This window comes from Pseudomonas sp. BP6 (assembly GCF_017875935.1).
Taxonomy (GTDB): domain Bacteria; phylum Pseudomonadota; class Gammaproteobacteria; order Pseudomonadales; family Pseudomonadaceae; genus Aquipseudomonas; species Aquipseudomonas putida_Y.
The window spans coordinates 4,228,043-4,253,636 of sequence record NZ_JAGINI010000001.1; the positions used below are offsets into that span (position 1 = coordinate 4,228,043).

General features: G+C 61.2%; 32 protein-coding genes. 12 read left to right on the forward strand and 20 right to left on the reverse strand.

The genetic code is table 11. From position 1 onward, the window contains the following. Positions 1–33: 33 nt before the first annotated feature. Positions 34–315, reverse strand: coding sequence for an HU family DNA-binding protein (locus tag J3A98_RS19170; RefSeq protein ID WP_003255106.1), 282 nt, complete (start codon positions 313–315; stop codon positions 34–36). A 370-nt stretch (positions 316–685) separates the two neighbouring features. On the opposite strand from J3A98_RS19170, the gene yejK reads away from it, so the two are divergent. After that, on the forward strand, positions 686–1,693 hold the full coding sequence (gene yejK, locus J3A98_RS19175) for a nucleoid-associated protein YejK (protein ID WP_209967824.1): 1,008 nt from the start codon (positions 686–688) through the stop codon (positions 1,691–1,693). Here the strand turns inward: yejK and J3A98_RS19180 are convergent. From J3A98_RS19180 to J3A98_RS19195, 4 genes are all read right to left on the reverse strand, one after another. Further along, positions 1,641–1,982 carry a GIY-YIG nuclease family protein gene (locus J3A98_RS19180; RefSeq protein WP_176683729.1) on the reverse strand — a complete coding sequence of 114 codons (342 nt, stop codon included), beginning with the start codon at positions 1,980–1,982 and terminating at the stop codon, positions 1,641–1,643. The genes yejK and J3A98_RS19180 overlap by 53 nt on opposite strands. Further along, positions 1,975–2,451 (reverse strand): nuclear transport factor 2 family protein, encoded by a 477-nt coding sequence (locus tag J3A98_RS19185; protein WP_176683730.1) that lies wholly within the window; start codon positions 2,449–2,451, stop codon positions 1,975–1,977. The genes J3A98_RS19180 and J3A98_RS19185 overlap by 8 nt, the downstream gene beginning before the upstream one ends. Positions 2,452–2,559: 108 nt before the next feature. Beyond that, on the reverse strand, positions 2,560–3,840 hold the full coding sequence (locus tag J3A98_RS19190) for a CynX/NimT family MFS transporter (RefSeq protein WP_209967826.1): 1,281 nt from the start codon (positions 3,838–3,840) through the stop codon (positions 2,560–2,562). 13 nt (positions 3,841–3,853) lie between these two features. Beyond that, positions 3,854–4,504 carry a FadR/GntR family transcriptional regulator gene (locus tag J3A98_RS19195; RefSeq protein WP_176683732.1) on the reverse strand — a complete coding sequence of 217 codons (651 nt, stop codon included), beginning with the start codon at positions 4,502–4,504 and terminating at the stop codon, positions 3,854–3,856. A 139-nt stretch (positions 4,505–4,643) separates the two neighbouring features. Between J3A98_RS19195 and J3A98_RS19200 the strand changes: the two genes are divergently transcribed. Beyond that, positions 4,644–5,828, forward strand: coding sequence for an alkaline phosphatase family protein (locus J3A98_RS19200; RefSeq protein WP_209967827.1), 1,185 nt, complete (start codon positions 4,644–4,646; stop codon positions 5,826–5,828). Positions 5,829–6,410: 582 nt separating this feature from the next. On the opposite strand, the gene hisC is transcribed toward J3A98_RS19200, so the two are convergent. The 10 genes from hisC to J3A98_RS19250 form a co-directional block, all read right to left on the reverse strand. Continuing rightward, complete coding sequence (gene hisC, locus J3A98_RS19205) at positions 6,411–7,457, reverse strand: histidinol-phosphate transaminase (RefSeq protein ID WP_209967830.1); 1,047 nt, start codon at positions 7,455–7,457, stop codon at positions 6,411–6,413. A 2-nt stretch (positions 7,458–7,459) separates the two neighbouring features. Further along, positions 7,460–8,785, reverse strand: coding sequence for a histidinol dehydrogenase (gene hisD, locus J3A98_RS19210; RefSeq protein ID WP_176683735.1), 1,326 nt, complete (start codon positions 8,783–8,785; stop codon positions 7,460–7,462). Positions 8,786–9,079: 294 nt separating this feature from the next. Then, entirely contained in the window at positions 9,080–9,715 is a 636-nt protein-coding gene (gene hisG, locus J3A98_RS19215) for an ATP phosphoribosyltransferase (RefSeq protein WP_021781861.1), read from the reverse strand. Between the two features lie 91 nt (positions 9,716–9,806). Further along, on the reverse strand, positions 9,807–11,072 hold the full coding sequence (murA, locus tag J3A98_RS19220; protein WP_176683737.1) for a UDP-N-acetylglucosamine 1-carboxyvinyltransferase: 1,266 nt from the start codon (positions 11,070–11,072) through the stop codon (positions 9,807–9,809). Between the two features lie 23 nt (positions 11,073–11,095). Then, the gene (locus J3A98_RS19225) at positions 11,096–11,335 is read right to left on the reverse strand and encodes a BolA family protein (protein WP_003255121.1); all 240 of its coding nucleotides are present in this window, start codon (positions 11,333–11,335) and stop codon (positions 11,096–11,098) included. Between the two features lie 117 nt (positions 11,336–11,452). Next, complete coding sequence (locus J3A98_RS19230; RefSeq protein ID WP_176683738.1) at positions 11,453–11,755, reverse strand: STAS domain-containing protein; 303 nt, start codon at positions 11,753–11,755, stop codon at positions 11,453–11,455. After that, positions 11,752–12,399 carry an ABC transporter substrate-binding protein gene (locus J3A98_RS19235; RefSeq protein ID WP_176683739.1) on the reverse strand — a complete coding sequence of 216 codons (648 nt, stop codon included), beginning with the start codon at positions 12,397–12,399 and terminating at the stop codon, positions 11,752–11,754. The genes J3A98_RS19230 and J3A98_RS19235 overlap by 4 nt, the downstream gene beginning before the upstream one ends. A 9-nt stretch (positions 12,400–12,408) precedes the next feature. Continuing rightward, positions 12,409–12,894: an outer membrane lipid asymmetry maintenance protein MlaD gene (gene mlaD, locus J3A98_RS19240; RefSeq protein ID WP_176683740.1), complete on the reverse strand. Its 486-nt coding sequence runs from the start codon at positions 12,892–12,894 to the stop codon at positions 12,409–12,411. Then, positions 12,894–13,691, reverse strand: a complete 798-nt coding sequence (mlaE, locus tag J3A98_RS19245; RefSeq protein ID WP_003255125.1) for a lipid asymmetry maintenance ABC transporter permease subunit MlaE — start codon at positions 13,689–13,691, stop codon at positions 12,894–12,896. Before mlaE ends, mlaD begins: the two co-directional genes overlap by 1 nt. Next, entirely contained in the window at positions 13,691–14,500 is an 810-nt protein-coding gene (locus J3A98_RS19250) for an ATP-binding cassette domain-containing protein (RefSeq protein ID WP_003255127.1), read from the reverse strand. Before J3A98_RS19250 ends, mlaE begins: the two co-directional genes overlap by 1 nt. Positions 14,501–14,748: 248 nt before the next feature. On the opposite strand from J3A98_RS19250, the gene J3A98_RS19255 reads away from it, so the two are divergent. The 10 genes from J3A98_RS19255 (at position 14,749) to J3A98_RS19300 (ending at position 21,762) form a co-directional block, all read left to right on the forward strand. Then, the gene (locus J3A98_RS19255; protein WP_176683741.1) at positions 14,749–15,723 is read left to right on the forward strand and encodes a KpsF/GutQ family sugar-phosphate isomerase; all 975 of its coding nucleotides are present in this window, start codon (positions 14,749–14,751) and stop codon (positions 15,721–15,723) included. A gap of 12 nt (positions 15,724–15,735) precedes the next feature. Further along, the gene (locus tag J3A98_RS19260; RefSeq protein WP_176683742.1) at positions 15,736–16,260 is read left to right on the forward strand and encodes an HAD family hydrolase; all 525 of its coding nucleotides are present in this window, start codon (positions 15,736–15,738) and stop codon (positions 16,258–16,260) included. A gap of 8 nt (positions 16,261–16,268) precedes the next feature. Next, on the forward strand, positions 16,269–16,841 hold the full coding sequence (gene lptC / locus J3A98_RS19265) for an LPS export ABC transporter periplasmic protein LptC (protein ID WP_209967832.1): 573 nt from the start codon (positions 16,269–16,271) through the stop codon (positions 16,839–16,841). Then, positions 16,828–17,352 (forward strand): lipopolysaccharide transport periplasmic protein LptA, encoded by a 525-nt coding sequence (gene lptA / locus J3A98_RS19270; RefSeq protein WP_209967834.1) that lies wholly within the window; start codon positions 16,828–16,830, stop codon positions 17,350–17,352. Before lptC ends, lptA begins: the two co-directional genes overlap by 14 nt. Next, on the forward strand, positions 17,353–18,078 hold the full coding sequence (lptB, locus tag J3A98_RS19275) for an LPS export ABC transporter ATP-binding protein (RefSeq protein ID WP_209967836.1): 726 nt from the start codon (positions 17,353–17,355) through the stop codon (positions 18,076–18,078). Between the two features lie 176 nt (positions 18,079–18,254). Further along, positions 18,255–19,748, forward strand: a complete 1,494-nt coding sequence (locus J3A98_RS19280) for an RNA polymerase factor sigma-54 (protein ID WP_028697418.1) — start codon at positions 18,255–18,257, stop codon at positions 19,746–19,748. Positions 19,749–19,827: 79 nt separating this feature from the next. Then, entirely contained in the window at positions 19,828–20,136 is a 309-nt protein-coding gene (gene raiA / locus J3A98_RS19285; RefSeq protein ID WP_003255135.1) for a ribosome-associated translation inhibitor RaiA, read from the forward strand. A gap of 12 nt (positions 20,137–20,148) precedes the next feature. Next, complete coding sequence (gene ptsN / locus J3A98_RS19290; protein ID WP_003255137.1) at positions 20,149–20,613, forward strand: PTS IIA-like nitrogen regulatory protein PtsN; 465 nt, start codon at positions 20,149–20,151, stop codon at positions 20,611–20,613. A gap of 2 nt (positions 20,614–20,615) precedes the next feature. Further along, positions 20,616–21,470, forward strand: a complete 855-nt coding sequence (gene rapZ / locus J3A98_RS19295; protein ID WP_176683746.1) for an RNase adapter RapZ — start codon at positions 20,616–20,618, stop codon at positions 21,468–21,470. A 19-nt stretch (positions 21,471–21,489) separates the two neighbouring features. Next, on the forward strand, positions 21,490–21,762 hold the full coding sequence (locus J3A98_RS19300) for an HPr family phosphocarrier protein (protein WP_010952144.1): 273 nt from the start codon (positions 21,490–21,492) through the stop codon (positions 21,760–21,762). Positions 21,763–21,785: 23 nt separating this feature from the next. Here the strand turns inward: J3A98_RS19300 and J3A98_RS19305 are convergent, their stop codons facing one another. Genes J3A98_RS19305 through J3A98_RS19325 form a run of 5 tightly spaced genes read right to left on the reverse strand, consistent with a single transcriptional unit; the run spans position 21,786 to position 25,563 of the window. Further along, a complete protein-coding gene (locus J3A98_RS19305) occupies positions 21,786–22,679 on the reverse strand; it encodes a ZIP family metal transporter (RefSeq protein ID WP_049586462.1) in 894 nt (297 codons plus the stop codon). Between the two features lie 11 nt (positions 22,680–22,690). Further along, positions 22,691–23,302 (reverse strand): superoxide dismutase, encoded by a 612-nt coding sequence (locus tag J3A98_RS19310; RefSeq protein ID WP_176683748.1) that lies wholly within the window; start codon positions 23,300–23,302, stop codon positions 22,691–22,693. A gap of 1 nt (position 23,303) precedes the next feature. Continuing rightward, positions 23,304–23,765: a hypothetical protein gene (locus J3A98_RS19315; RefSeq protein WP_209967838.1), complete on the reverse strand. Its 462-nt coding sequence runs from the start codon at positions 23,763–23,765 to the stop codon at positions 23,304–23,306. 27 nt (positions 23,766–23,792) lie between these two features. Further along, positions 23,793–25,169: a class II fumarate hydratase gene (locus tag J3A98_RS19320; RefSeq protein ID WP_209967840.1), complete on the reverse strand. Its 1,377-nt coding sequence runs from the start codon at positions 25,167–25,169 to the stop codon at positions 23,793–23,795. Continuing rightward, the gene (locus J3A98_RS19325; RefSeq protein WP_012051310.1) at positions 25,162–25,563 is read right to left on the reverse strand and encodes a hypothetical protein; all 402 of its coding nucleotides are present in this window, start codon (positions 25,561–25,563) and stop codon (positions 25,162–25,164) included. Before J3A98_RS19325 ends, J3A98_RS19320 begins: the two co-directional genes overlap by 8 nt. Positions 25,564–25,594 lie beyond the last annotated feature (31 nt).

Here is a 25,594-nt window from a genome sequence, read left to right on the forward strand (position 1 = left end):
GGCAAGCCGGGCGCGGTTTCGTCAAAACAACAATTACTTGTTGATGGCGTCGGTCAGCACTTTGGCTGGAACGAACTTGACGACTTTCTTGGCAGCGATTTCGATGGCAGCGCCAGTCGAAGGGTTGCGGCCGGTACGGGCAGGACGCTCGGAGACTTTCAGCTTGCCGATGCCTGGCAGAGTGATTTCAGCGCCGTTTTCCAGTTGGTCGGCAACGATCTGGCCCAGTTGCTCCAGAGCATTCTTGGCGGTGGCTTTTGGCGCGGCGATCGATTCGGCGATGTCGGCAATCAGTTGGTCTTTGGTCAATGCCATGGTGGTGTTCCTTCCCTATCAAATTCGATGGTTATGCAGCGAACTACGACGTTATCGGGCCAGCCCCTTGAAATGGAGGGCCGCGCCAATCGCGTATGTAGATACGAAAATCGGCGTTTGGTTCGACACGGCGAAAGCGTGCTGCCAGCAATGCGCCACACGAGGGGCGCAAGACCGCGCAAAACTACCACAGGAATGGATAAATATCCGCTTCGCACTTTGATTAAATGCAGGTTTTTCGGGGGTTTCAGCTGAAAAACCACAAAATTGAACAAAAAACGAACAACAGACATATCTGCCAACATACGGCCACTGCATCACCTCAGGTCTAGGTTAAACTTGGCAACTTTTGCAGCTCGCCGAGAATTCCATGCCAATCCGTCATTGCATCGTTCACCTGATCGACAAAAAGCCCGATGGCAGCCCCGCCGTGCTGCATGCTCGTGACTCCGAACTGGCTGCCTCCGATGCCATCGAAAACCTGCTGGCCGACCTCAATTACAGCTACAACGCCAAGCAAGGCAAGGCCTGGGGCTTTTTCCACGGCGAATCGGGGGCCTACCCGCTGAGCGGCTGGCTGAAGCAGTACCTGGATGAAGAAAAGGACTTCACCGCCTTCAGCCGCGTGGCTGTCGAGCACCTGCAGAAGCTGATGGAAGAGTCCAACCTGTCCACCGGCGGCCACATCCTGTTTGCCCACTATCAGCAAGGCATGACCGAGTACCTGGCGATCGCCCTGCTGCACCATAGCGAAGGCGTGGCGGTGAATGCCGAGCTCGACGTGACCCCTTCGCGTCACCTCGACCTTGGCCAGCTGCACCTGGCAGCACGCATCAACCTGTCGGAGTGGAAGAACAACCAGAACTCCAGGCAGTATATTTCGTTCATCAAGGGCAAGAACGGCAAGAAGGTGTCGGACTACTTCCGCGACTTCATCGGCTGCCAGGAGGGCGTCGACGGCCCGGGCGAAACCCGCACCCTGCTCAAGGCCTTCAGCGATTTCGTCGAAAGTGAAGACCTGCCGGAAGAATCTGCCCGCGAAAAGACCCAGACCCTGGTCGAGTACGCCACTACCCAGACCAAGCTGGGCGAGCCGGTGACGCTGGAAGAGCTGTCCAGCCTGATCGACGAGGATCGCCCCAAAGCGTTCTACGATCACATCCGCAACAAGGACTACGGCCTGTCGCCGGAAATTCCTGCTGACAAACGCACACTCAACCAGTTCCGCCGTTTCACCGGGCGTGCCGAGGGGCTGTCGATCAGCTTCGAGGCGCATCTGCTGGGGGACAAGGTGGAGTATGACGAAGCGGCGGGGACCTTGATCATCAAGGGGCTGCCAACAACGTTGGTGGATCAGCTGAAGCGCCGCAAGGACTGATATCCCCCAAGCCGCCAAAGGAGGCCACCAGTGCCTCCTTCGCCGACTTGCGCAGCCGTTTCACCAACCGCTCCTGGCGCAGCGCCGCGCTCTTGTCCGGCCACTGCTCCACATAGACCAGTGCCTGGGCCGGGCTGGTCTTGAAATAGCGGGCGCCCTGCCCTTTCTGATGCGCGGCGAACCGACGCTGCGGGTCATCGCTGATGCCGCAATACAACGAGCCATTGGCTGCCCTTACCAGATAAACGAACCAGGGCTTACCAACAGCAGGTTCGACGACTTCACTCACCCTGGGCCTGCTGGAATGCGCGCAACCCCTTGAATGCCTGCAGGCGGACCTTGTTCTGCATCAGCGGCGACCACCCCAGCAGCATTCCAGGAATACCCAACGCTTGCCGCGACCAGCGCCACAGGTCAAAGGTGTCGTCATGCTGGCAAATCAGCCCATCACGAATGACAAAGCGTGCCTGGATATCGTTGACCACAATACGCCCGGTCTGGCTGAACAGGTAGGTAGCCACCCAGTGCGCGCTGCCACTGTGCTCATCTGCGCGTATGCTGTCGAATGTCAGGGTGAAGTCCTTGGCGCGAGTAGTGAGCATCCGCCACATATCGCCTGCGTCCTTGCCGCGCAGGGTGCCGAACACCGGGTCGCTGAAAACGATATCGTTGCTGTAGCAGGCCAGCATGGCGTCGGCATCCAGGCGCTGGAAGGCCTGGTAGAAACGGGTGATCAGGGCGCGGTTGGCATCGCTCATGGGGGGCTGGTCCGTCCTAGGTTCGAAAGCTGCACGATAATCTGCCCCGGTGGCTTATGCCAGTACCGTCCTCTTGGCGGGTAAGAGGACGGTACTGCAAAACAGGCCTCAGACTTTCTCGCTGGTCACCTGCACATGCAGCGCCCGCCCGGCCCCCAGACCGAACACGATGGCGCCGACGCCCAGCACCGCAAAAATCCAGCCCAGGGCCGCCCAGCCGCCAGTCAGGTCATGCACCAGGCCCACCGCAAATGGCCCCATCGAAGCCAGGGTATAACCCACCCCTTGGGCCATGCTCGACAAGTTCGCCGCCACGTGGGCATCCTTCGAACGCAGCACGATCAAGGTCAGCGCCAGGGCAAAGGTACCGCCCTGCCCCAGGCCCAGCACAATGGCCCACCCCCACAGTCCGGAAAGTGGCGCATACAGGCAACCGAACAGCCCCGCCAGCGTACCGGACATGACCACCACGATCGCCAGCCGCTGGTCCTTGCCGCGGGTGGCCAGCCAGGGGGCGCTGAGCGAGCTGATCAACTGCACGATTACCGACCCTGACAGCACCAGCCCTGCCTCGGTCGGGCTGAGGCCGCGGCCGATCAGGATCGTTGGCAACCAACCGAACACGATGTAAGCCAGTGATGACTGCAGACCCATGTACAGGGTCACCTGCCAGGCCAATGGATCACGCCACAGGCCTCGCACGCGATAGGCCACCTTGTGCAGACCATGCCCCTGGCGGGCCTGTGGCAGCCACACCAGCATGGCCAGCAAGGCCGGCAGCACCCAGAAGCCCAACCCTAGTGCCCAGCTGCCGTCGAAATGCTGGGCCAAAGGTACGGTGGCACCCGCGGCCATGGCAGCGCCCAGGCATAATGCCATGGTATAGACGCCGGTCAGCGTGCCAGCGTGCTGCGGAAAGTCGCGCTTGACGATACCCGGCAACAACACGCCGATAATGCCGATGCTGGCCCCCGCCATCAGGCTGCCGAGGAACACCCCAATAGCCCCAAAGGTGCTTCGTACCACGAGGCCAAGTGCCAGGGTGACGAGGATGCCAAGAATCACCCGCTCGCTGCCAAAGCGCCGCGCCAGCACCGGCGCCAAGGGAGCAAACAGGCCCAGGCAGAGCACCGGCAAGGTGGTCAGCAATCCAGCCTGCGAAGCATTCAGCCCCAGGCCTTCAGATACTTGGCCCAGCACCGGCGCCATGCTTGACAATGCCGGGCGCAGGTTCAGGGCCACCAGCACCAGGCCCAGCAGCAACAGCCAGGGCCGCCGCAGCACCACAGCCTGCTGCTGGACCTGCTCGTCGTCAGCTTCAGCGTCGATCAGCAGCTCATCGAGATCCCGCTCGTCCGACGGGGTATTACGGGTGATGGATTCAGCCATGGCCTTCTCGGTGTCAGGATTCAATGAGGGTACGGCTCAGGCGCTTGGCCCGTTCAGCGTCATGCTGCTCGATGGCGTCGAGGATCTGCCCATGCAAGTCGAACGTAGCCTGGCAGCGCGGAACGGTCGCCATATTGTGTTGCAGAGCGGCAGCCACGACCCCGGAAAAGTAACGGTACAGCTCGCTTAATGCCGGGTTGTGGGCGGCATCGACCAGCCGCTGGTGGAACACCAGATCGCAGGCCACATAGGCATCGACATCGCCGTGAAAATGCCCGGCACTGCCTTCCAGAGCATCCCGTAGCGCTTGCAGGTCGGCATCGGTACGGCGCAAAGCTGCCAGGCCGACGGCCTCCGCCTCGAGGATATGGCGGGTTTCACGGGCCTGATCGGGCGTACACCGGGACATCGCATGCACCGCCTGCAGCGGGTCCTGGGCAGTGCGCAGGTAGCTGCCGTCGCCCTGGCGAATTTCCACCAGGCCACTGAACGCCAGCACGCGCATGGCCTCACGCACGGTGTTGCGGCTAATGCCCAGTTGCAAGGCAAGCTCTGGCTCGGTAGGCAGGCGCTGACCGACCTGCCAATCGCCCAGCACGATGCATTCGCGCATGCGCTCTACGGCCAACTCCACCAGGGAGCGCTTGGTCAGCTCTGTATTCATGCCACTCAACCAATCATCCGACGAATTGGTGCAGCTTACTGGATTGCAGGCAAAAACGTAAACCACCTGGTATTTCTGCCAGTTGTGGGCATGCCACTTTGTTGCAACGCTCGTTGCGTGCTTTCAAGGATGCGCCAACATGCGACTGGCGAGTTTGCTGTTACTGCTGTTCCTGACCCTGCAGCCAGGCTGTGACACGGCCCGGCACCCGAGCCGCCCTAAAACCCTGCTCATCGGCCTTGACGGCGTACAGTTGCAGCAATACCTGCAACTGGGCGATGCGACCAACCTGAAACAGCGTCTGCACTACGGCAAGGCTTACGCCGGGGGGGTCAATGGTAAATCCAGCGAGCAACCCACCTTGAGCGGTCCAGGCTGGATCACTTTGCTGACCGGGGTATGGAGCAACAAGCATGGCGTTAAATCGGACGACGACTCGCAACGGGTAAACCCGGCGTTTCCGAGCCTGTTCAAGCGGCTACGCCTGGCCTACCCCAATGCCTACCTCTCCAGCATCGTCAACGGGTCGCCCATCAACACGGCATTTCTGCTGGAGGACGCCCATGACGCCGATGTACGCGAAAGTGGTTTGCCAGATGAACAGGTGATTGAGCGTACGTTGCAGATCCTCGACGACACACCTGCTGATTTCACGTTCATTCAACTGGACGAACCTGACCAGATCGGCCATCACAGGGGTTATGGTGAGCGCTATGCGCAGGCGTTGCGCAAGGCCGACAGCGAGATCGGACGGCTGTTGGACAAGGTAGACCAGCGTCGTCGCATGTTCCCGCAGGAAGACTGGCTGGTAATCGTCAGTACCAACCATGGCCGCGATTATTGGGGGAAAGGCCATGGTGGTGCTTCGGAGCAGGAAAAGCGTATTTTCATCGCCAGCAACAAGCCGTTGAATGAGGAGCTGACCGAGCTGAGCATTCCCGTGGAGATGCCTGGACCCGGCAACCTGTACGGGCTACCCGCGCAGACCTCGGTAGCGCCTACGGTGCTGTGCCACATGGGCCTCAAGCTGCAGCCGGAATGGCTATTGGACGGCACGCCTTTACTGGGTGATACCGGCGTACGCAAGGCGCGGGCCGACGAAAACAAAGGACGGCTACGCTGGAATAGCAGCGCCAATGGCTATCTGACCATTATCAAGAACGGCCATGTGGTTGCCCAGGTTGCGGCCAGAGACGAGCAATGGACCGATCCGGAGGGCATGGACAAGCAGAACGATTATGTACTGGTGCTTGATGGTACACCGGCGGCGGTGCGCAACAGGCCGGCAGCCAAGTCGTTTGTGATCGAAGGCCACCGCTATTAAGCCCTTGAAGCAACTGTTCTGTCGCTTCTCAAGGGCTGGCGCGATCCCCGTAGGAGCGGGTTCACCCGCGAAAGGGCCGGACCTGCTGGCCAATTACCACCCGCCATTCACCGTTGCCGCCGCTACCGTATTCGCGGGTAAACCCGCTCCTACGCCGGATCGGGGGTGGACACAGCTCGGTGGTTTGGCGCAGGCCGCGTGTAGGAGCGGGTTCACCCGCGAAAGGGCCGGGCCTGCTGGCCAATTACCACCCGCCATTCACCGTTGCCGCCGCTACCGTATTCGCGGGTAAACCCGCTCCTACGCCGGATTGGGGGTGGACACAGCTCGGTGGTTTGGCGCAGGCCGCGTGTAGGAGCGGGTTCACCCGCGAAAGGGCCGGACCTGCTGGCCAATTTCACCAGCCGTTCACCGTTGCCGCCGCTACCGTATTCGCGGGTAAACCCGCTCCTACGATGGACGCGCACAGGCTGTTGTAGGAGCGGGTTCACCCGCGAATGGGCCGGGCCTGCTGGCCAATTTCAACCGACCGTTCGCCGCTGCCGCCGCTACCGTATTCGCGGGTAAACCCGCTCCTACACGTCAGCTCAACGCATCCAGCAGTGCCTGGTTCATTTCCGGCGTACCGATGGTGATCCGCAGGAACTGGGCAATACGCGGCTGCTTGAAGTGGCGCACGATCACGCCCTGCTCGCGCAAGCGTGCCGCCAGCTCGCCAGCATCCTGCTGGGGGTGGCGGGCGAAGATGAAGTTGGCAGCCGACGGCAGCACCTCAAAGCCCTTGGCCTGCAACTGCCCGACCAGTTCCTCGCGGCTGTCTATCACCTTGCGGCAGGTTTCCTCGAAATACTCACGGTCTTCGAACGCCACCGCCGCGCCGACGATAGCTGCACGGTCCAGCGGATAGGAGTTGAAGCTGTTCTTGATCCGCTCCAGCGCTTCGATCAGGTCCGGGTGCCCTACCGCCAGGCCAACTCGCAGACCCGCCAGCGAGCGCGACTTCGACAGCGTCTGGGTAACCAGCAGGTTATCGTAGCGGTCCACCAGGCTGATCGCCGTTTCACCACCGAAATCGATGTAGGCCTCATCCACAACCACCACCGAATCACGGTTGGCCTGCAGCAACTGCTCCACCACCTGCAACGGCATCAGGCAACCGGTCGGCGCGTTGGGGTTGGGGAAGATGATGCCAGCGTTGGGCTTTTTGTAGTCCTCAATGCGGATCTGGAACTGCTCATCCAGCGCCACCTGTTCGAAGGCAATGCCGTACAGCCCGCAGTAGACCGGGTAGAAGCTGTAGCTGATGTCCGGGAACAGCAGGGGCGCATCGTGCTGGAACAGGCCATGGAAGATGTGCGCCAGCACCTCGTCCGAGCCGTTGCCGACAAACACTTGCGCCGGCGTCACGCCGTAGTACTCGGCCACCGCTTGCTTGAGACGGTCACCGTTCGGGTCCGGATACAGGCGCAGGTTATCGTTAAGCTCGCCGCGCATGGCCTCCAGCGCCTTGGGTGACGGGCCATAGGGGTTTTCGTTGGTGTTCAGCTTGACCAGGCGCGCCAGCTTGGGTTGCTCGCCCGGCACGTAAGGCACCAGGCCCTTGACGAAGGGGCTCCAGAATCGACTCATGCTCAGTTCCCCTTGTCTTGGGTCAGGATACGGTATTCGGCACTACGGGCGTGGGCAGTAAGCGACTCGCCACGGGCCAGGACCGAGGCAGTGTGGCCCAGCTCGGACGCGCCCTGCTCGGAGCAGAAGATGATCGACGACCGCTTCTGGAAGTCATACACCCCCAGCGGCGACGAAAAACGCGCGGTACCTGAAGTGGGCAGCACGTGGTTAGGGCCAGCGCAGTAATCGCCCAGCGCTTCGCTGGTGTGGCGGCCCATGAATATCGCGCCAGCGTGGCGAATGTGTGGCAGCCAGGCTTGCGGGTCGGCCACCGACAGCTCCAGGTGCTCCGGTGCGATGCGGTTGGCCACTTCCATGGCCTGCTGCATGTCTCGCACCTGGATCAGCGCACCACGGCCATTGATCGACTTCTCGATGATATCGGCACGCTCCATGGTCGGCATCAGCTTGTCGATGCTGGCGGCCACGCGATCGAGGAAGGCGGCATCCGGGCTGACCAGGATGGCCTGGGCGTCTTCGTCGTGCTCGGCCTGGGAGAACAGGTCCATTGCGATCCAGTCCGGGTCGGTCTGGCCGTCGCACACCACGAGAATTTCCGAGGGGCCGGCGATCATGTCGATGCCTACCTGGCCGAACACGTGGCGCTTGGCGGTGGCAACGTAGATGTTGCCCGGGCCGACGATCTTGTCCACCTGCGGCACGCTTTCAGTGCCGTAGGCCAGCGCAGCCACGGCCTGGGCACCGCCGACGGTGAACACCCGGTCGACACCGGCGATGCAGGCAGCCGCCAGCACCAGCTCGTTGACCTCACCCCGCGGGGTCGGTACCACCATCACCACTTCAGCCACGCCGGCAACCTTGGCCGGGATGGCGTTCATCAGCACCGACGACGGGTACGACGCCTTGCCGCCCGGCACATACAGGCCAGCACGATCCAGCGGGGTGACCTTCTGGCCGAGCACGGTGCCGTCGGCCTCGGTGTACTGCCAGGAATCCTGCTTCTGCCGCTCGTGATAGATGCGCACACGGTTGGCGGCCTTTTCCAGGGCTTCACGCTGGACGGGGGTGATACGGGTCAGCGCCAGTTCCAGGCGCGCGCGATCAAGGATCAGGTCGTCAATCGACTTGGCATCAACGCCATCGAAACGCTGGGTGAATTCCACCAGTGCCGCATCGCCGCGTTCGCGCACGGCCTTGATGATGTCGAGCACGCGCTGATTGACCGCGTCATCGGACACACTTTCCCAGCTCAGCAGATGATCCAGATGTCGGGCGAAATCCGGATCAGCAGCGTTGAGACGGGCAATTGCAGTGGACACGGTCATGGCGAGGGCCTCGTAATAATAGCGAATGCTCAGGCGCCCTAGGGGATTGGGCGAAAAGTGCCTGCGCGACGACCATGCTACGTTAAAAACAGGCTCGGAATGCTCATTTGCAACCAGCAAAGTCGGGCGCGACCCCGGCCGTTCCTCGCCTGTTTTCGTTCTTGCATGATCGCCGCTCGGCGACTTTTCGCACAATCCCAAGCTACCAGTCCATCCGCGCGGGCACCCGAGAAAAATGGCTATGACGCGGATAGACGGGCGCGACAGCGAAGGCCGCGCGCAGCAAGTAGAGCGTTAGCCGCGGTGTCGCGATTCGACCGCTCCGCGCAGCGTCTCGATCAGACTCTGGATACGGGCGTGCTGCATTTTCATGGAGGCTTTGTTGACCACCAGGCGCGAGCTGATCGTGGCGATCAGCTCCTGGGGCTCCAGGCCGTTGGCACGCAGGGTGTTGCCGGTGTCGACCACGTCGATGATCTTGTCGGCAAGGTTGATCAGCGGTGCAAGCTCCATCGAGCCATACAGTTTGATAATGTCGACCTGGCGACCTTGTTCGGCGTAGTAACGCTTGGCTACGTTGACAAACTTGGTGGCCACGCGCAGGCGCCCCTTGGGCTCGGCTGCGCCGACTACGCCCGCGGTCATCAGCTTGCATTGGGCAATCTGCAGGTCCAGGGGCTCATACAGGCCCTGGCCGCCGTACTCCATCAGCACGTCCTTGCCGGCCACACCCAGGTCGGCGGCACCATGCTCGACATAGGTCGGCACGTCGGTGGCACGCACGATCAGCAGACGCACGTCGTCCTGCGTGGTAGGGATGATCAGCTTGCGGCTCTTGTCCGGGTTTTCGGTCGGCACGATGCCGGCCTCGGCCAGCAACGGCAAGGTATCGTCGAGAATACGGCCTTTGGAAAGCGCGATGGTCAACATTGGAACGTCGGTCCTTAAGCGGCTGCTGCCGGCCAGGTCATCGACCTGGCCGCATTCAATTCAAAAGGTGCGTCCTTGCACCCGCGGGGCATTAGCCCGGTACGCGGCGGATTTTCGCGCCGAGCATCTGCAGTTTTTCCTCGATGCACTCGTAACCACGGTCGATGTGGTAGATGCGATCGATCAGGGTATCGCCTTCGGCAACCAGCGCCGACAGCACCAGGCTGGCGGAAGCACGCAGGTCGGTGGCCATGACCGGGGCACCCTTCAGCGCCTTGACGCCAGTGACGATGGCGGTGTTGCCTTCGACCTGGATCTGCGCGCCCATGCGGTGCATTTCGTAAACATGCATGAAGCGGTTTTCGAAGATGGTCTCGATGACCGCGCCAGTGCCTTCGGCAATGGCATTCAGCGAGATGAACTGCGCCTGCATGTCGGTCGGGAACGCCGGGTACGGGGCGGTACGCAGGTTGACGGCTTTCGGCCGCTTGCCATGCATGTCCAGTTCGATCCAGTCTTCGCCGGTGGTGATGTCGGCACCCGCTTCCTTGAGTTTTTCCAGCACGGCTTCAAGGATGGTAGGGTCGGTGTCCTTGACCTTGACACGGCCACCGGTCACGGCAGCGGCGACCAGGTAGGTACCGGTCTCGATGCGGTCCGGCATCACGCGGTAGTTGGCCGAATCCAGTCGTTCGACACCATCGATGGTGATGGTGTCGGTACCTGCACCTTGAATGTTCCCGCCCATGGCGTTGATGAAGTTGGCCAGGTCGACCACTTCAGGCTCACGCGCGGCGTTCTGCAACACGCTGCGGCCCTTGGCCAAGGCAGCGGCCATCATGATGTTCTCGGTACCGGTCACGCTGACGGTGTCGAAGAAGAAGTGCGCACCGCGCAGGCCACCTTCAGGCGCCTTGGCCTTGATGTAGCCGCCTTCCACTTCGATCTTCGCCCCCATGGCCTCAAGACCACGGATATGCAGATCGACCGGGCGCGAGCCAATGGCGCAACCGCCAGGCAGGGCCACTTCGGCCTCGCCGAAACGGGCAACCATCGGGCCCAGCACCAGGATCGAGGCGCGCATGGTCTTGACCAGCTCGTACGGCGCGACCAGGGTCTTGATGGTGCGTGGATCGATCTCCACTGACAGCTTTTCGTCGATCACAGGCTCGATGCCCATGCGCCCGAACAGCTCGATCATGGTGGTGATGTCGTGCAGGTGCGGCAGGTTGCCCACGGTGACCGGGCCATCGGCCAGCAGAGTCGCTGCCAGAATCGGCAGGGCTGCGTTCTTCGCACCCGAAATGCGGATCTCGCCGTCAAGGCGAGCGCCGCCAGTAATAATCAGTTTGTCCATTGGAGTCTCGCCGCCAAGTTGGCTCAGGTGCGCTCAGCCCAGGCTGCGCTGCTGAAAAATTTCATGGTTACCGCATGGATGCTGCCATTGGCGATCCACGGATTCAGGTGAGCATAGATCGCCTGCTGGCGTTTGACCGGACTCAGGCCAGCCAACTCGTCGCTGATCACGTTCAACTGGAAGTTGCAGCCTTCGCCTTCAACTTCGACCCGGGAACCCGGCAATTTCTCTTCAAGGAAGCTTTTAACTTCTACGGCCTGCATGCTCAACCTCAATCGGCGCCCGATGCGCACGGGTCGGCCATCATACAAAAAAGCCCCTCGCCTGCGAAGCCCAACGAAGGCTTCGCTGACCGAGGGGCCATCATTCGTGCCTGGCCATTAGCTTGCCAGCACTTCATCGAGATCATAGACCTCGGCAATTTCCCGCATGTCGTCGGGCATGCCACGCACCTCGCACGCCTTGCCGGTGGCCTGAGCATCACGAATGTACCCAAGCAGTAGCGACAGGCCGACACTCGAAGACTTCTCGACAGCCGAGCAATCAAGCACCAGTCGCGGCTCGCGCGAGCCATCGATCAGCACCTTGCCTTGCTTGCGCAAGGCCGGGCCGCTGCGGTAATCCAGCACGCCAGTCAGACGTAGCACGCCCGGCTCTGCCATGCTTACAGCAGCCTCACTCATTTGACGCTCTTCTCTGGCGAGCTGTCGGCCGTCTGCTTGGCCTTGGCCACTTCGCCTGCCCAGCCATCGATGGTCTTGTCCAGGTCGTTGCCGTTGCGCTGCATGGCATCGGCGAACTGGTCACGGAACAGCTTGCCAATGTTGATGCCGTTGACGATCACGTTACGCACCTTCCACTCGCCGCCAATGTTCTGCAGGGTGTACTGCACGGGGTAAACGGCACCGTTGTTGCCGGTAACCTTCATGCCGACGCTGGCGCGCTTGCCGTCATCGGCTTTAGCCGGGTCGACAGTGATGCCCTGGTTGTTGTATTCGAGCAAGGCATTGCCATAGAACTGCATCAGGCTGCGCTTGAAGTTCTCCTGAAAGCGCTGCATCTGCTCCGGGGTCGCCTTGCGCGAGTACTTCACGGTCATGATGCTGCGCGAGATACCGTCAGCATCCACCACCGGGCCGAGAATGCGGTTGAGTGAGTCATAGAAGGCGTTGGGGTTGGACTTGTACTGCTCCTTGTTGGCCTTGAGGTCGCCGAGCAGTTCATTGGTGGTGCCCTGAACCACATCGTGCGGTGTCTGCGCAGCCAGAGCCAGCAGGGGGAAGGCCGCCAGTAGCACTAGCAGGCCACGTCGCAGGATCGAAATCATGGATACTCCTTAATTAGCCGGTTGCGCTTCTTTCGGTTCCTTGCCAACAGAGTTGAGCAGGAACTTGCCAATCAGATCCTCCAGCACCAGTGCCGACTGAGTGTCATGGATGGTTGAACCATCCTTGAGGACTTCGTCTTCACCGCCAACGCTGATGCCGATGTACTTCTCACCAAGCAAACCGGCGGTCAGGATCGAGGCAGTGGAGTCGGTCGGCAGGTTATCGACCGACTTGTCCAACTGCAACGTCACCCGACCGGTGTAGGAATCACGGTCCAGATCGATGGCGGTGACCTTGCCGATGGTCACACCGGCCATGGTCACTTTAGCTCTGACCGTCAAACCGGCGATATTGTCGAAGTAAGCATAAACTTTATAGGTATCACTGCTCGGGCTGGCCGACAGCCCGCTGACACGCAGGGCCAGCAGCAGCAGCGCCAGGATCCCGGCCAGGAGGAACAGGCCGACACCGATTTCCAGGGTGCGGTTTTGCATCAGAAATCTCCAAACATCAAGGCGGTCAGAATAAAGTCCAGACCCAGCACTGCCAACGAGGCATAGACCACGGTCTTGGTGGTTGCACGGCTGATCCCTTCTGAGGTGGGCTCACAGTCGTACCCCTGGAATACGGCGATCCAGGTCGAGACGAAAGCAAACACCAGGCTCTTGACCAGCCCGTTGAGCACGTCGTCAGTGAAAGAAACGCTGTTCTGCATGTTGGCCCAGAACGAGCCCTCGTAGACGCCCAGCCAGTCCACCGCCACCCACGAACCACCCCAGATACCGACCACGCTGAAGATCAGCGCCAGCAACGGCAGCGAGATGAAACCGGCCCACAAGCGTGGTGCAACGATGTACTTGAGCGGGTCGACACCGATCATTTCCAGGCTCGACAGCTGCTCGGTAGACTTCATGTTGCCGATTTCAGCGGTCAGCGCGGAACCGGCACGGCCGGCAAACAGCAATGCCGTTACCACCGGGCCAAGTTCACGCAGCAGGGTCAGGGCGACCATCTGCCCTACCGCCTGCTCCGAGCCGTACTTGGTCAGGATGCTGTAGCCCTGCAGCGCCAGCACCATGCCGATGAACACCCCGGACACGACGACGATCGCCAGCGACAGCACACCGACCGAGTACAACTGCTTGGTCAGCAGCTGGAAACCGCCGCCAATGCCACCGCGACCGACCAGCGCATGGAACAGGAACAGGCACGAACGCCCGAGCACGGCCAGCACGTCGATTGCCGAGCGGCCCAGCAGGCGGACACGTTCGAGTAAGGATTTTCTGCGCATCAACGCGCCCCCAGCAGGTCGGCGCGGTAGTCAGGCGCGGGAAAGTGGAAGGGAACCGGGCCGTCCGGATCGCCTTTCATGAATTGGCGGATCCGTGGATTGTCCGAGCCCATCAGCTCATCAGGCGTCCCCTGGCCCAGCACCTGACCGTCACCTACCACGTAGATGTAATCGGCGATGCTGGCGGTTTCTGCCAGGTCATGGGAAACCACGATGCTGGTGATGCCCAAAGCATCGTTGAGCAAGCGAATCAGGCGCACCAGTACCCCCATGGCGATCGGGTCCTGGCCGACGAACGGTTCGTCGTACATGAGGATCTGCGGGTCCAGGGCAATCGCCCGGGCCAGTGCCACACGGCGCTTCATGCCACCGGACAGCTCGTCGGGCATCAGGTCGATGGCACCGCGCAGGCCCACGGCCTGCAGCTTCATCAACACGATGTCACGGATCATCTCGTCCGACAGCTGAGTATGCACGCGCAGCGGGAACGCAACGTTCTCGAACACATCGAGGTCGGTGAACAACGCGCCGCTCTGAAACAGCACGCCCATCTGCTTGCGGGCGTCGAACAGGTCGCTGCGCGACAGCGTCGGCAGGTTCTGCCCGGCAACCCATACCTCACCGCTCGCGGGGCGCAACTGCGCGCCCATCAGGCGGAGCAACGTGGTCTTGCCGCAACCCGATGGCCCCATGATGCCGGTGACCTTGCCGCGCGGGATGCTGATGTCGACGTTGCTGAAAATGCTGCGCGAACCGCGTTTGAAGGTCACACCCTTCAACTCGACCGCGTAGGCGCTATCCACACTCATCTAGACTCCTTGCTTATGCAGCCTCGTCCTAATGGACGCCGGCCTCCATCTGGAAGGCACAAGCACCCCTGACAGGCCGAATAGCGGCGAACTATAGCACCGCTGACAGCGCCGCCCCAAGGCCGGGCAACCAGCCGTTCAGCCCCGCGACAGACTTTGGTGGTATTTGCTGCAGTAATCGAGGAGGTGAGGGTTTTCATCATTGCGCGTATAATCGTCGCCTTTTCATCAGGCATTGCTTTTTCGACATGAGCCAATCCAGCGAGCTGATCCAATCCGCCCAACGCACTCTGCGCCTGGAACTCAAGGCCGTGGAGGCCCTTTTGGCGCGCATCGACGACAATTTCGTCAAAGCCTGCGAACTGATTCTGTCCAGCAAGGGCCGGGTCGTCGTGGTCGGCATGGGCAAGTCCGGGCACATCGGCAACAAGATCGCCGCGACCCTGGCCAGCACCGGCACCCCGGCGTTTTTCGTACACCCGGCCGAAGCCAGCCATGGCGACATGGGCATGATCACCCGCGACGATGTCATCCTTGCCCTGTCGAATTCCGGCAGCACTGCCGAAATCGTCACCCTGCTGCCACTGATCAAGCGCCTGGGTATCAAGCTGATCAGCCTGACTGGCAACCCAGACTCGCCGCTGGCCCAGGCCGCCGAAGTCAATCTTGACGCCCGCGTCGAGCAAGAGGCCTGCCCGCTGAACCTGGCCCCCACTTCCTCGACAACCGCATCGCTGGTGCTGGGCGACTGCCTGGCCATCGCCCTGCTTGAAGCCCGCGGCTTCACTGCCGAGGACTTTGCCTTCTCACATCCCGGGGGAGCGCTGGGCCGCCGCCTGCTGCTGAAGGTCGAGAACGTGATGCACGCCGGCGACGATCTGCCTCAAGTACCACGCGGCACCCTGCTCAAGGACGCGCTGCTGGAAATGTCCCATAAAGGTTTGGGCATGACCGTGATCGTCGAAGCCGACGGCAAGCTGGCCGGGATCTTCACCGACGGTGACCTGCGCCGCAGCCTGGACCGCAACATCGATGTGCACACCACTCTGATCGACCAGGTCATGACCGTTCATGGCAAGACTGCGCGTGCCGACATGCTCGCCGCCGAAGCCCTGAAGATAATGGAAGACCACAAGATCAACGCTCTGGTGGTGGTGGACCGTGAAGACCGCCCTACCGGCGCCCTGAACATGCATGACCTGCTGCGCGCCGGCGTAATGTAAAGGAGCGATGGAATGAACCAGGACCTCATGCAACGCGGCAAAGGCATCAAGCTGGCAGTGTTCGACGTGGACGGCGTGCTCACCGACGGGCGCCTGTATTTCCTCGAGGATGGCAGCGAATTCAAGACGTTCAATACCCTCGACGGCCAGGGCATCAAGATGCTCATGGCCTCGGGCGTGACCACCGCGATCATCAGCGGGCGCAAGACCCCAGTGGTCGAACGCCGGGCCAGGAACCTCGGTATCCCGCACCTCTTCCAAGGCCGGGAGGACAAATTGGTGGTACTTGACGGCCTGCTCGCCGAACTGGGCCTAAGCTATGATCAAGTGGCTTACCTGGGCGACGACCTGCCCGACCTGCCGGTGATTCGCCGGGTGGCTCTGGGCATGGCCGTAGCCAACGCCGCACCATTCGTACGCCAGCATGCCCACGGCGTGACCCAGGCACGTGGCGGCGAAGGCGCGGCCCGTGAATTCTGCGAACTGATCATGCACGCCCAGGGCACCCTGGACGCTGCCAACGCCAACTACCTGTAAGGCTGCCCATGCTCAGCAAGAAAGCCCGAAACATTGTGCTGCTCGGGGCGATAGCCGCCCTGTTGGTAGCCATTGGCTACTGGAATGTCAGCCCCGAAAGCTTCCTCGACAAGCCCGTGGCCCAAGTCGATGAAAGCGCCATCGACTACTACGCGATCAACGCCCACAGCGTGCAGTTCCTGCCCGACGGCAAGCTGCAATACGAAATGACCGCCGACAGGATCGAACACCTCAAGACCAGCGAAATCACACAAGTGACCACACCGGACCTGCACCTGTACCGCGGCACTGCGTACCCGTGGCATGTGCAGAGCACACGCGCCGAGGTCAATCCGGACGGTACCGAGGTCGAACTGATTGACAAGGTACGGATTGCCCGCACCGATGAAAAGCAGCGTGAAACCATCATTACCAGCTCACGCATGACCGTGTTCCCGCAGAAGCAATATGCGCAGACCGAGCAAGCCGTTAGAATCGACGGCGCCGGAGGCACAACTACGGGCAAAGGCATGAAAGCGTATTTGAAAGAAGGCAAGATGGACTTGCTCTCTAACGTAAGAGGACAGTATGAGGCTCGTTAAAACCCTCCCCCTTTTGCTCAGCCTGAGCGCAGCACTGGGAAGCGCGAGCGCCCTCGCCCTGCCGAATGACCGTGACCAGCCTATTCGCATCCAGGCCGACAACGCCCACCTGGATGACAAGCAAGGCGTGGCCACTTACACCGGCGACGTGATCATCACCCAGGGTTCGATGATGATCAAAGGCAACACCGTGACCATTACCCGCTCCGCCTCCGGCGATATCGACGTAGTGACCTCGGTGGGCAACCTGGCCTACTTCGAGCAGCAGCAGAGCGCAGCCAAGCCAGACAAGATGAAAGGCTGGGGCGTGACCATCCAGTACCAGGCGCAGAAGGACCTGGTAATTCTCACCGACCGCGCCAAGGTCGAGAACGAAGGCAACACCACCGAAGGCGAGAAGATCGTCTACAACACCCAGACCCAGGTGGCGACCGCCGGTCGCGGTAGCAACGTGACAACACCCCGTCAGCGTATCGACATGGTGATCCAGCCCAAGAAGAAGGCCGAGTAAATGGCAACCCTCAAAGCCCAGCACCTGGCAAAGAGCTACAAGGGGCGGCAGGTAGTACGTGATGTCAGCCTGTCGATCGACAGCGGCCAGATCGTCGGCCTGCTCGGCCCCAACGGCGCCGGCAAGACCACTTGCTTCTACATGATTGTCGGTCTGGTCCAGGCCGAACAGGGCCGCGTACTGATCGACAGCCTCGATGTGAGCTACCAGCCCATGCACGGCCGCGCGCGCGCCGGCATCGGCTACCTGCCCCAGGAAGCCTCGATCTTCCGCAAGCTGTCGGTAGCCGACAACATCATGGCCATCCTCGAGACCCGCAAGGACCTCGACCGGGACGGCCGCCGCAAAGAGCTGGAAAGCCTGCTGCAGGAGTTCCACATCAGCCACATCCGCGACAACCTCGGCATGAGCCTGTCCGGTGGCGAACGCCGCCGTGTCGAGATTGCCCGCGCCCTGGCGACCGCACCCAAATTCATCCTGCTGGACGAACCGTTCGCCGGTGTCGACCCGATTTCAGTCGGCGACATCAAGCAGATCATCCACCACCTCAAGGCCAAAGGTATCGGTGTACTGATTACCGACCACAACGTGCGTGAAACCCTGGATATCTGCGAGACCGCTTACATCGTCAACGATGGCCGACTGATCGCCGAAGGCGACGCTGAAACCATCCTGGCAAACGACCTGGTCAAAGAAGTTTACCTGGGCCACGAGTTCCGCCTCTGACCCGAAAAGCGCCTGAAGTACTGGCAAGCAAGCCGTGAGACTGCGGGTAAAGTTGTTACGGTACTCTAGGCAAACGCTACAATTTAAGGCATAAAACTTGCTTGATCTGGCGCTCCGGCGCCCTCGTGTAGTGGATGGCGCATGCGCGCCGGCGAACAAGGTATTAAGCCCCTGCCATGAAACCATCGCTCGTCCTAAAAATGGGCCAGCAACTGACGATGACACCTCAGTTGCAACAGGCCATCCGCCTGCTCCAGCTCTCTACCCTGGACCTCCAACAGGAAATCCAGGAAGCGCTGGAGTCCAACCCGATGCTCGAACGTCAGGAAGACGGCGAAGACTTCGACAACAGCGACCCGATGGCCGACAACGCCGAGAACAAACCGGCCGCCGAAGTTCAGGACAACAGCTTCCAGGAAAGCGCCGTTAGCGCCGACAATCTGGAAGACGGTGAGTGGAGCGAGCGCATCCCCAACGAGCTCCCGGTCGATACCGCCTGGGAAGATATCTACCAGACCAGCGCCAGCAGCCTGCCGAGCAACGATGACGACGAGTGGGACTTCACCACCCGTACATCGGCCGGCGAGAGCCTGCAAAGCCACCTGCTGTGGCAGTTGAACCTGGCGCCGATGTCCGATACCGACCGCTTGATTGCCGTGACCCTGATCGACAGCATCAACGGTCAGGGCTACCTGGAGGACACACTCGAGGAAATCTGCGCCGGTTTCGACCCGGAGCTGGATATCGAGCTGGACGAGGTCGAAGCAGTACTGCACCGCATCCAGCAGTTCGAGCCGGCTGGCGTCGGCGCCCGCAACCTCGGTGAATGCCTGTTGCTGCAACTGCGCCAACTACCCGCTACAACTCCGTGGATGACCGAAGCCAAGCGCCTGGTCACCGACTTCATCGACCTGCTCGGCAGCCGTGACTACAGCCAGCTGATGCGGCGGATGAAAATCAAGGAAGACGAACTGCGCCAGGTCATCGAGCTGGTGCAAAGCCTTAACCCGCGCCCGGGTTCGCAGATCGAGTCCAGCGAGCCCGAGTACGTGGTGCCCGACGTCATCGTGCGCAAGGACAGCGACCGTTGGCTGGTAGAACTGAATCAGGAAGCCATCCCACGCCTGCGCGTCAACCCTCAATACGCCGGCTTCGTTCGCCGTGCCGACACCAGCGCCGACAACACCTTCATGCGCAACCAGCTGCAGGAAGCGCGCTGGTTCATCAAGAGCCTGCAAAGCCGCAACGAGACCCTGATGAAGGTCGCCACGCAGATCGTCGAGCACCAGCGCGGCTTCCTCGACCACGGCGACGAAGCGATGAAGCCGCTGGTGCTGCATGATATTGCCGAAGCAGTAGGCATGCACGAATCGACCATCTCACGGGTTACCACGCAGAAATACATGCACACCCCGCGTGGCATCTACGAACTGAAATACTTTTTCTCCAGCCATGTCAGCACCTCCGAAGGCGGAGAATGCTCGTCCACGGCGATCCGCGCGATCATCAAGAAACTGGTTGCAGCGGAAAATCAGAAAAAGCCATTGAGTGACAGCAAGATCGCTGGTTTACTGGAGGCACAAGGCATCCAGGTAGCCCGTCGCACCGTCGCCAAGTACCGCGAGTCACTCGGCATCGCACCGTCGAGCGAGCGCAAGCGACTGATGTAGCCCCTGAGATGTGCCACAGCGTTTTCGTGGCAGGTGCAAGACCTGCCTCTTTATGCACGGGCAACAAAGGAGAAGCTGTATGCAAGTCAATATCAGTGGACAGCATGTAGAAGTCACCCAGCCACTGCGCGATTACGTGCTTGAAAAGCTCGCCCGCGTGGAGAGTCACTTCGACAAGATCACCAACGTGCAGGTAATCATGAAAGTCGAGAAGCTTCAGCAGAAGGTCGAGGCGACCCTGCAGATTCCCGGCGGCGAAGTGGTAGCCAACGCCGAACACGAAGACATGTATGCAGCGATCGACGCCCTGGCCGACAAGCTCGACCGCCAACTGAAAAAACACAAGGAAAAACAGCAAAGCCTGCTGCAAGGTGCAGCTGCCCGCTGATCCCCCTCATCCATGATCCGACTTGAAACCATCCTGACCCCCGGCCGTTCCCTCGTGAACGTGCCGGGCGGCAGCAAGAAGCGCGCCCTGGAAAAGGTCGCCACTGTCATCGCCGACCAAGTGCCAGAACTGGAGATGCAGGACGTCTTCGAAAAACTGGTAGCCCGGGAAAAGCTCGGTTCTACCGGTTTCGGCAATGGCATCGCCATCCCGCACTGCCGGCTTGAAGGATGCTCCGCTCCCGTCAGCGCCCTGCTGCACCTGGAAGCCCCTATCGATTACGACGCTATCGATGGCGCGCCGGTTGACCTGCTGTTTGTGCTACTGGTGCCCGAAGCGGCCACCGATGCCCACCTTGAACTACTGCGTCAGATCGCCAGCATGCTCGATCGCAAGGAAGTCCGTGATCGGCTGCGTGCGGCCACCAGCAATGAGGCCCTGTTCCAGGTTGTCCTGGACGTACAGAACGAGCACTGAACATGCGCCTGATCATCGTCAGCGGCCGGTCCGGCTCCGGCAAGAGCACCGCCCTCGATGTCCTGGAAGACAGCGGTTTCTATTGCATCGACAATTTACCCGCCGGGCTGCTGCCGCAGTTGGCGGAAAATGCACTGATCAACACCGATTTGCTGCAGCCCAAGGTGGCGGTGTCTATCGATGCGCGCAACCTGCCCAGCCACCTGACGCGCTTCCCCGAACTGCTTGAAGAAGCCCGCGCCCGGCACATCCAGTGTGACGTGTTGTACCTGGATGCCGATGAAGAGGTCCTTCTCAAACGTTTCTCGGAAACCCGCAGGCGGCACCCCCTGACCAACGCCAACCGCTCGCTCGCGGAAGCGATCCGCGTGGAAAGCGAATTGTTGGGCCCTATTGCCGACCTGGCCGACCTGAAGATCGACACCACCAACCTGAACCTGTACCAGTTACGTGACTCGATCAAGCTGCGCCTGCTGAACCAGCCCGAGCCCGGCACAGCGTTTCTGGTCGAGTCGTTCGGTTTCAAGCGGGGGATGCCGGTCGACGCCGACCTGGTTTTTGACGTGCGCTGCCTGCCCAACCCCTACTGGAAGCCAGAGCTGCGTGAGCACTCGGGTCTCGATCAACCCGTGATCGACTACCTGGCCGCACAACCGGATGTCGAAGACATGTACAACGACATCTCCAGCTACCTGCTCAAGTGGTTGCCCCGCTTCGCTGCCAGCAACCGCGCCTACGTAACCATCGCCATCGGCTGCACTGGCGGCCATCACCGTTCGGTGTACATCACCGAGCGCCTTGGTCGACAGTTGCAGAAAACCCTGAAAAACGTCCAGGTCCGCCATCGCGACCTCTAGCCCAAGGATCCGCCCCACGATGCCCGCCCGCGAAATCACCATCATCAACAAGCTGGGTCTGCATGCCCGGGCGGCAGCCAAGTTCGTCGGTGTGGCCGGCCGCTTCCCCTGCCAGGTGCGGGTCGGTCGCGCCCCGGACAAGCTGGTGGATGGCAAGAGCATCATGGCGGTGATGATGCTGGCAGCAGGCAAAGGCACCCAGGTGCACCTGCATACCGAAGGCGAGCAGGACAGCGACGCCATGGATGCACTGGTCGAGCTGATCAACAACTTCTTTGACGAAGGCGAATAGCCCCCCACACACCTGCGCTTGCATCAGGACATCGCGGTATCCATCACCATCATCAGACAGAAACCTGTACACAGCCCCAGGCTGGCCAGACGATGATGGCCGTTGCTGCGCGATTCTGGAATGATTTCCTGGGTGACCACCAGCAACATCGCCCCCGCTGCACAGGCCAGCCCCAGCGGCAGCAGCAGTTCGGCAACATTCACCAGCCAGGCACAGATCAACGCCGCCAGCGGCTCGACCAAGCCTGAGGCTGCGCCGATCAGGAAGGCCTTGAAGCGCGGCATGCCCGCCCCTGCCAGCACCAGCGCGATCACCAGCCCCTCAGGCACATCCTGCAAGGCAATGCCCATGGCCAGGCTGTCGGCGTCGGCCATGCCACCCCCGGCCGACACACCAATGGCCATACCTTCGGGGATGTTGTGGGCAATTATGGCAATCACGAACAGCCAGATGCGCGCTGCGATCACCGGCTGGTTTGCCGTGCCCACCAACGCCTCCGGCGAAGCCCAGGATACCTTGAGGTCGACCAGGAACAGGCACAACGCCCCGAACATCAGGCCAAAACTGACCAGGCCACCTGCCCCCCAAGGGCTGAAGCCAATAGACTGAGCCGCCGCCAGGCCCGGCATGATCAGGGAAAACGCGGTGGCCGCCAGCATCACGCCAGCACCGAAGCCCAATAGCGTATCCGCCAGCGCCACCGGCATATTGCGAATGACCAGTACCGGTACTGCGCCCAGTGCCGTACCCAGTGCGCATAAAGCACCGCCCTCCAGGGCGCGCAGCATGCGCGGGTCGAGGTCTAGCCAGGCGAGGCCCCGCGCCACCAATAACGCGGCGCCAGCCAACAAAAGCAAAGTCCCAAGCGCCAGGCGGAACAGGCGCACACTGCTGACAGACATCACCTCAGAGCGCATACCGGTCCGACTCACTTCAGGGCTTCGAGGTAACGACGTTCAACTTCCACCCAGTCAATGACGTTGTAGAAGGCACCGATGTATTCCGGACGACGGTTCTGGTACTTGAGGTAGTAAGCGTGCTCCCACACGTCCAGGCCGAGGATCGGCGTATTGCCGTGCATCAGCGGGCTGTCCTGGTTGCCGCTACTCTCCACCATCAAGGTTTTTTGCGGCGTCACGCTGAGCCAGGCCCATCCGCTGCCGAAGCGGGTCAACGCGGCTTTGGTGAAAGCCTCCTTGAAAGCCTCGAAGCCGCCAAGTTGTGCAGTGACGGCTTGCGCCAGTTGGCCCACAGGCTCGCCACCGCCCTGAGGCGACATGACAGTCCAGAACAGGCTGTGGTTGGCGTGACCACCGCCGTGGTTGGTCACGGCGCCACGCAGGTTTTCCGGCAGTTGCTTGACGGCAGCGACCAGTTTTTCCACCGGCCATTCGGCCCACTCGGTACCTTCGAGGGCGGCATTGAGGCCGTTCACGTAAGTCTGGTGATGCTTGGTGTGGTGGATTTCCATTGTCTGGGCATCAATGTGTGGTTCCAGCGCATCGTAGGCGTATGGCAATGCAGGCAAGGTATGGGGCATGTCAGTGAATTCCGTAGGCATGGGTTCTGGGTGTTACATCCGGCTGGGCAGCGAGCTCGCTGGCCCCGGCGCTGTGGCGGTTGAGCAAGCGCTCGGTACGCGGGTACTGGCCATACTCGGCAATGAAACTCAGCAGCTCGGTGTAAGTGCGCGCACTGTGGCGCAAGGCGGCATCACGCAGCGCCTGAGGCAGGCGCACTTCCTGGCAGGCCTGCAGCAGTCGCTGGTGAGCAGCGCACAGGTAGTCGGCGCTTTCATGCGGCTGGTCAAGGCGCAGGTGCAGGTCAGCCAGGTTGTGGTGGGCGATGACGAATGCAGCCACCGCTTCGTCCACGTCATGCCAGCGCTCGAACAGCAGCTGGGCCAACGCCAAGGCTTGCAGGTAGTGTTCCCGGGCGTCCACCAGCTCGCCTAGTTCGAATAGGCGGTTGGCGGTTTCCGTGGTGCGTTTCCAGTGCTGCACGGTTGTCTCCTGGGCGAGGACGCAGGGTCAGATACCGCCGGCGGTGAGTTTTTCCGGGTCCAGCAGCGCTTCGAGCTGGTCGCGGGACAGGTTGGTGTGCTCCAGCGCCACATCGATGATTGGACGACCCTGCTTGTAGGCGGTCTTGGCGATTTCGGCGGCTTTGAGGTAGCCGATGATCGGATTCAATGCAGTGACCAGGATCGGGTTGCGCGCAAGGGCTTCCTTGAGTTTGTCTTCGTTGACCTTGAAGCTGGCGATGGCTTTGTCGGCCAGCAAGCGGCTGACATTGGCCATCAGCTCGATGCTTTCCAGCAGGTTGCGGGCGATCACCGGCAGCATCACGTTCAGCTCGAAGTTACCGGCTTGGCCTGCGACGGCGATGGTCGCGTCGTTGCCAATCACTTGGGCGGAGACCATGGCAGTGGCCTCCGGGATCACCGGGTTGACCTTGCCTGGCATGATCGAAGAGCCCGGCTGCAGAGCTTGCAGCTCGATTTCGCCCAGACCGGCCAGCGGGCCGGAGTTCATCCAGCGCAGATCGTTGGCGATTTTCATCAACGCCACCGCGGTGGTCTTGAGCTGGCCAGACAACGCCACGGCAGTGTCCTGCGAGCCGATCAGTGCGAACAGGTTCTGGCCGGGCGTGAACTCGACCTTGGTCAGGCCACTGAGCTGGCGAGCGAAACCGACAGCGAACTGCGGATGGGCGTTGATGCCGGTACCCACGGCAGTTCCGCCCTGGGCCAGCGCCTGCAGGTGCGGCAGCATCGCTTCGATATGCGCCTTGGCAGCATTGATCTGCGCAGCCCAGCCATCCAGCACCTGGCTCATGCGCACGGGCATCGCGTCCATCAGGTGAGTACGACCGGTCTTCACGAATTGATGTACTTGTGCCGACTTGACCTCGATCACCTGTACCAGGTGCGCCAGGGCTGGCAGCAACTGCTCGTGCAGGGCCAACGCGGCGCTGACGTGGATGGTGGTCGGAATGATGTCATTGCTGCTCTGGCCACAGTTGACGTGGTCATTGGCATTGACCGCCTCACCCAGTACATGGGTAGCCAAGGTGGCGATCACCTCATTGGCGTTCATGTTCGAACTGGTGCCAGAACCTGTCTGGAACACATCCACCGGGAAGTGCTGGATGAAGTCCTCGGCCAGCAGTTGCTCGACAGCCTTGACGATAGCCTGGCCCTGCCCGGCAGACAGTTGCTCCAGTTCGACGTTGGCCTTGGCCGCAGCGGCCTTGGCCAGCAACAAGGCACGAATGAACTGGGCCGGCATACGCTGGCCGCTGATCGGGAAGTTGTCGACCGCGCGCTGGGTCTGGGCGCCGTAGAGGGCCTGGGCCGGCACCTGCAGCTCACCCATGCTGTCACGCTCGATACGGGTATCACTCATCATCAAATCCTTGCATCAGTTCATCGGGAGAAATCGAAGGCAGCAGACGGCAATTGGCCAACTGCAGGGCGTAGGGTTGCCAGCGTTGGTTCTGTTCCTGGCGGTCGAGGTTGCGCAAGTCCAGCAGAGGGCGCCACGCCTGATCCAGGCACAGGCAACGCCAATGCCAGGGGAGCATGCGATCGCAGGCGGTATCCAGCAGCAGGCGAAACGCTGTCAGCGCCACCGTCCATGGCGAGGTTTCGGTGCAACACACCAGATAGCGGCCTTCGGCCAGGTAATGCTCGATCAGGCGCGGCTCGTCGGGGTCGAGCGCACAGCGAATGCGCCGGCTGAGCCAGCGCCAGTTTTCCAGGTAGGGCAGTTCGCGGAGGACGGATTTCATGAACATCATCGCCGGGTTACTGGATAATGATATTCATTAT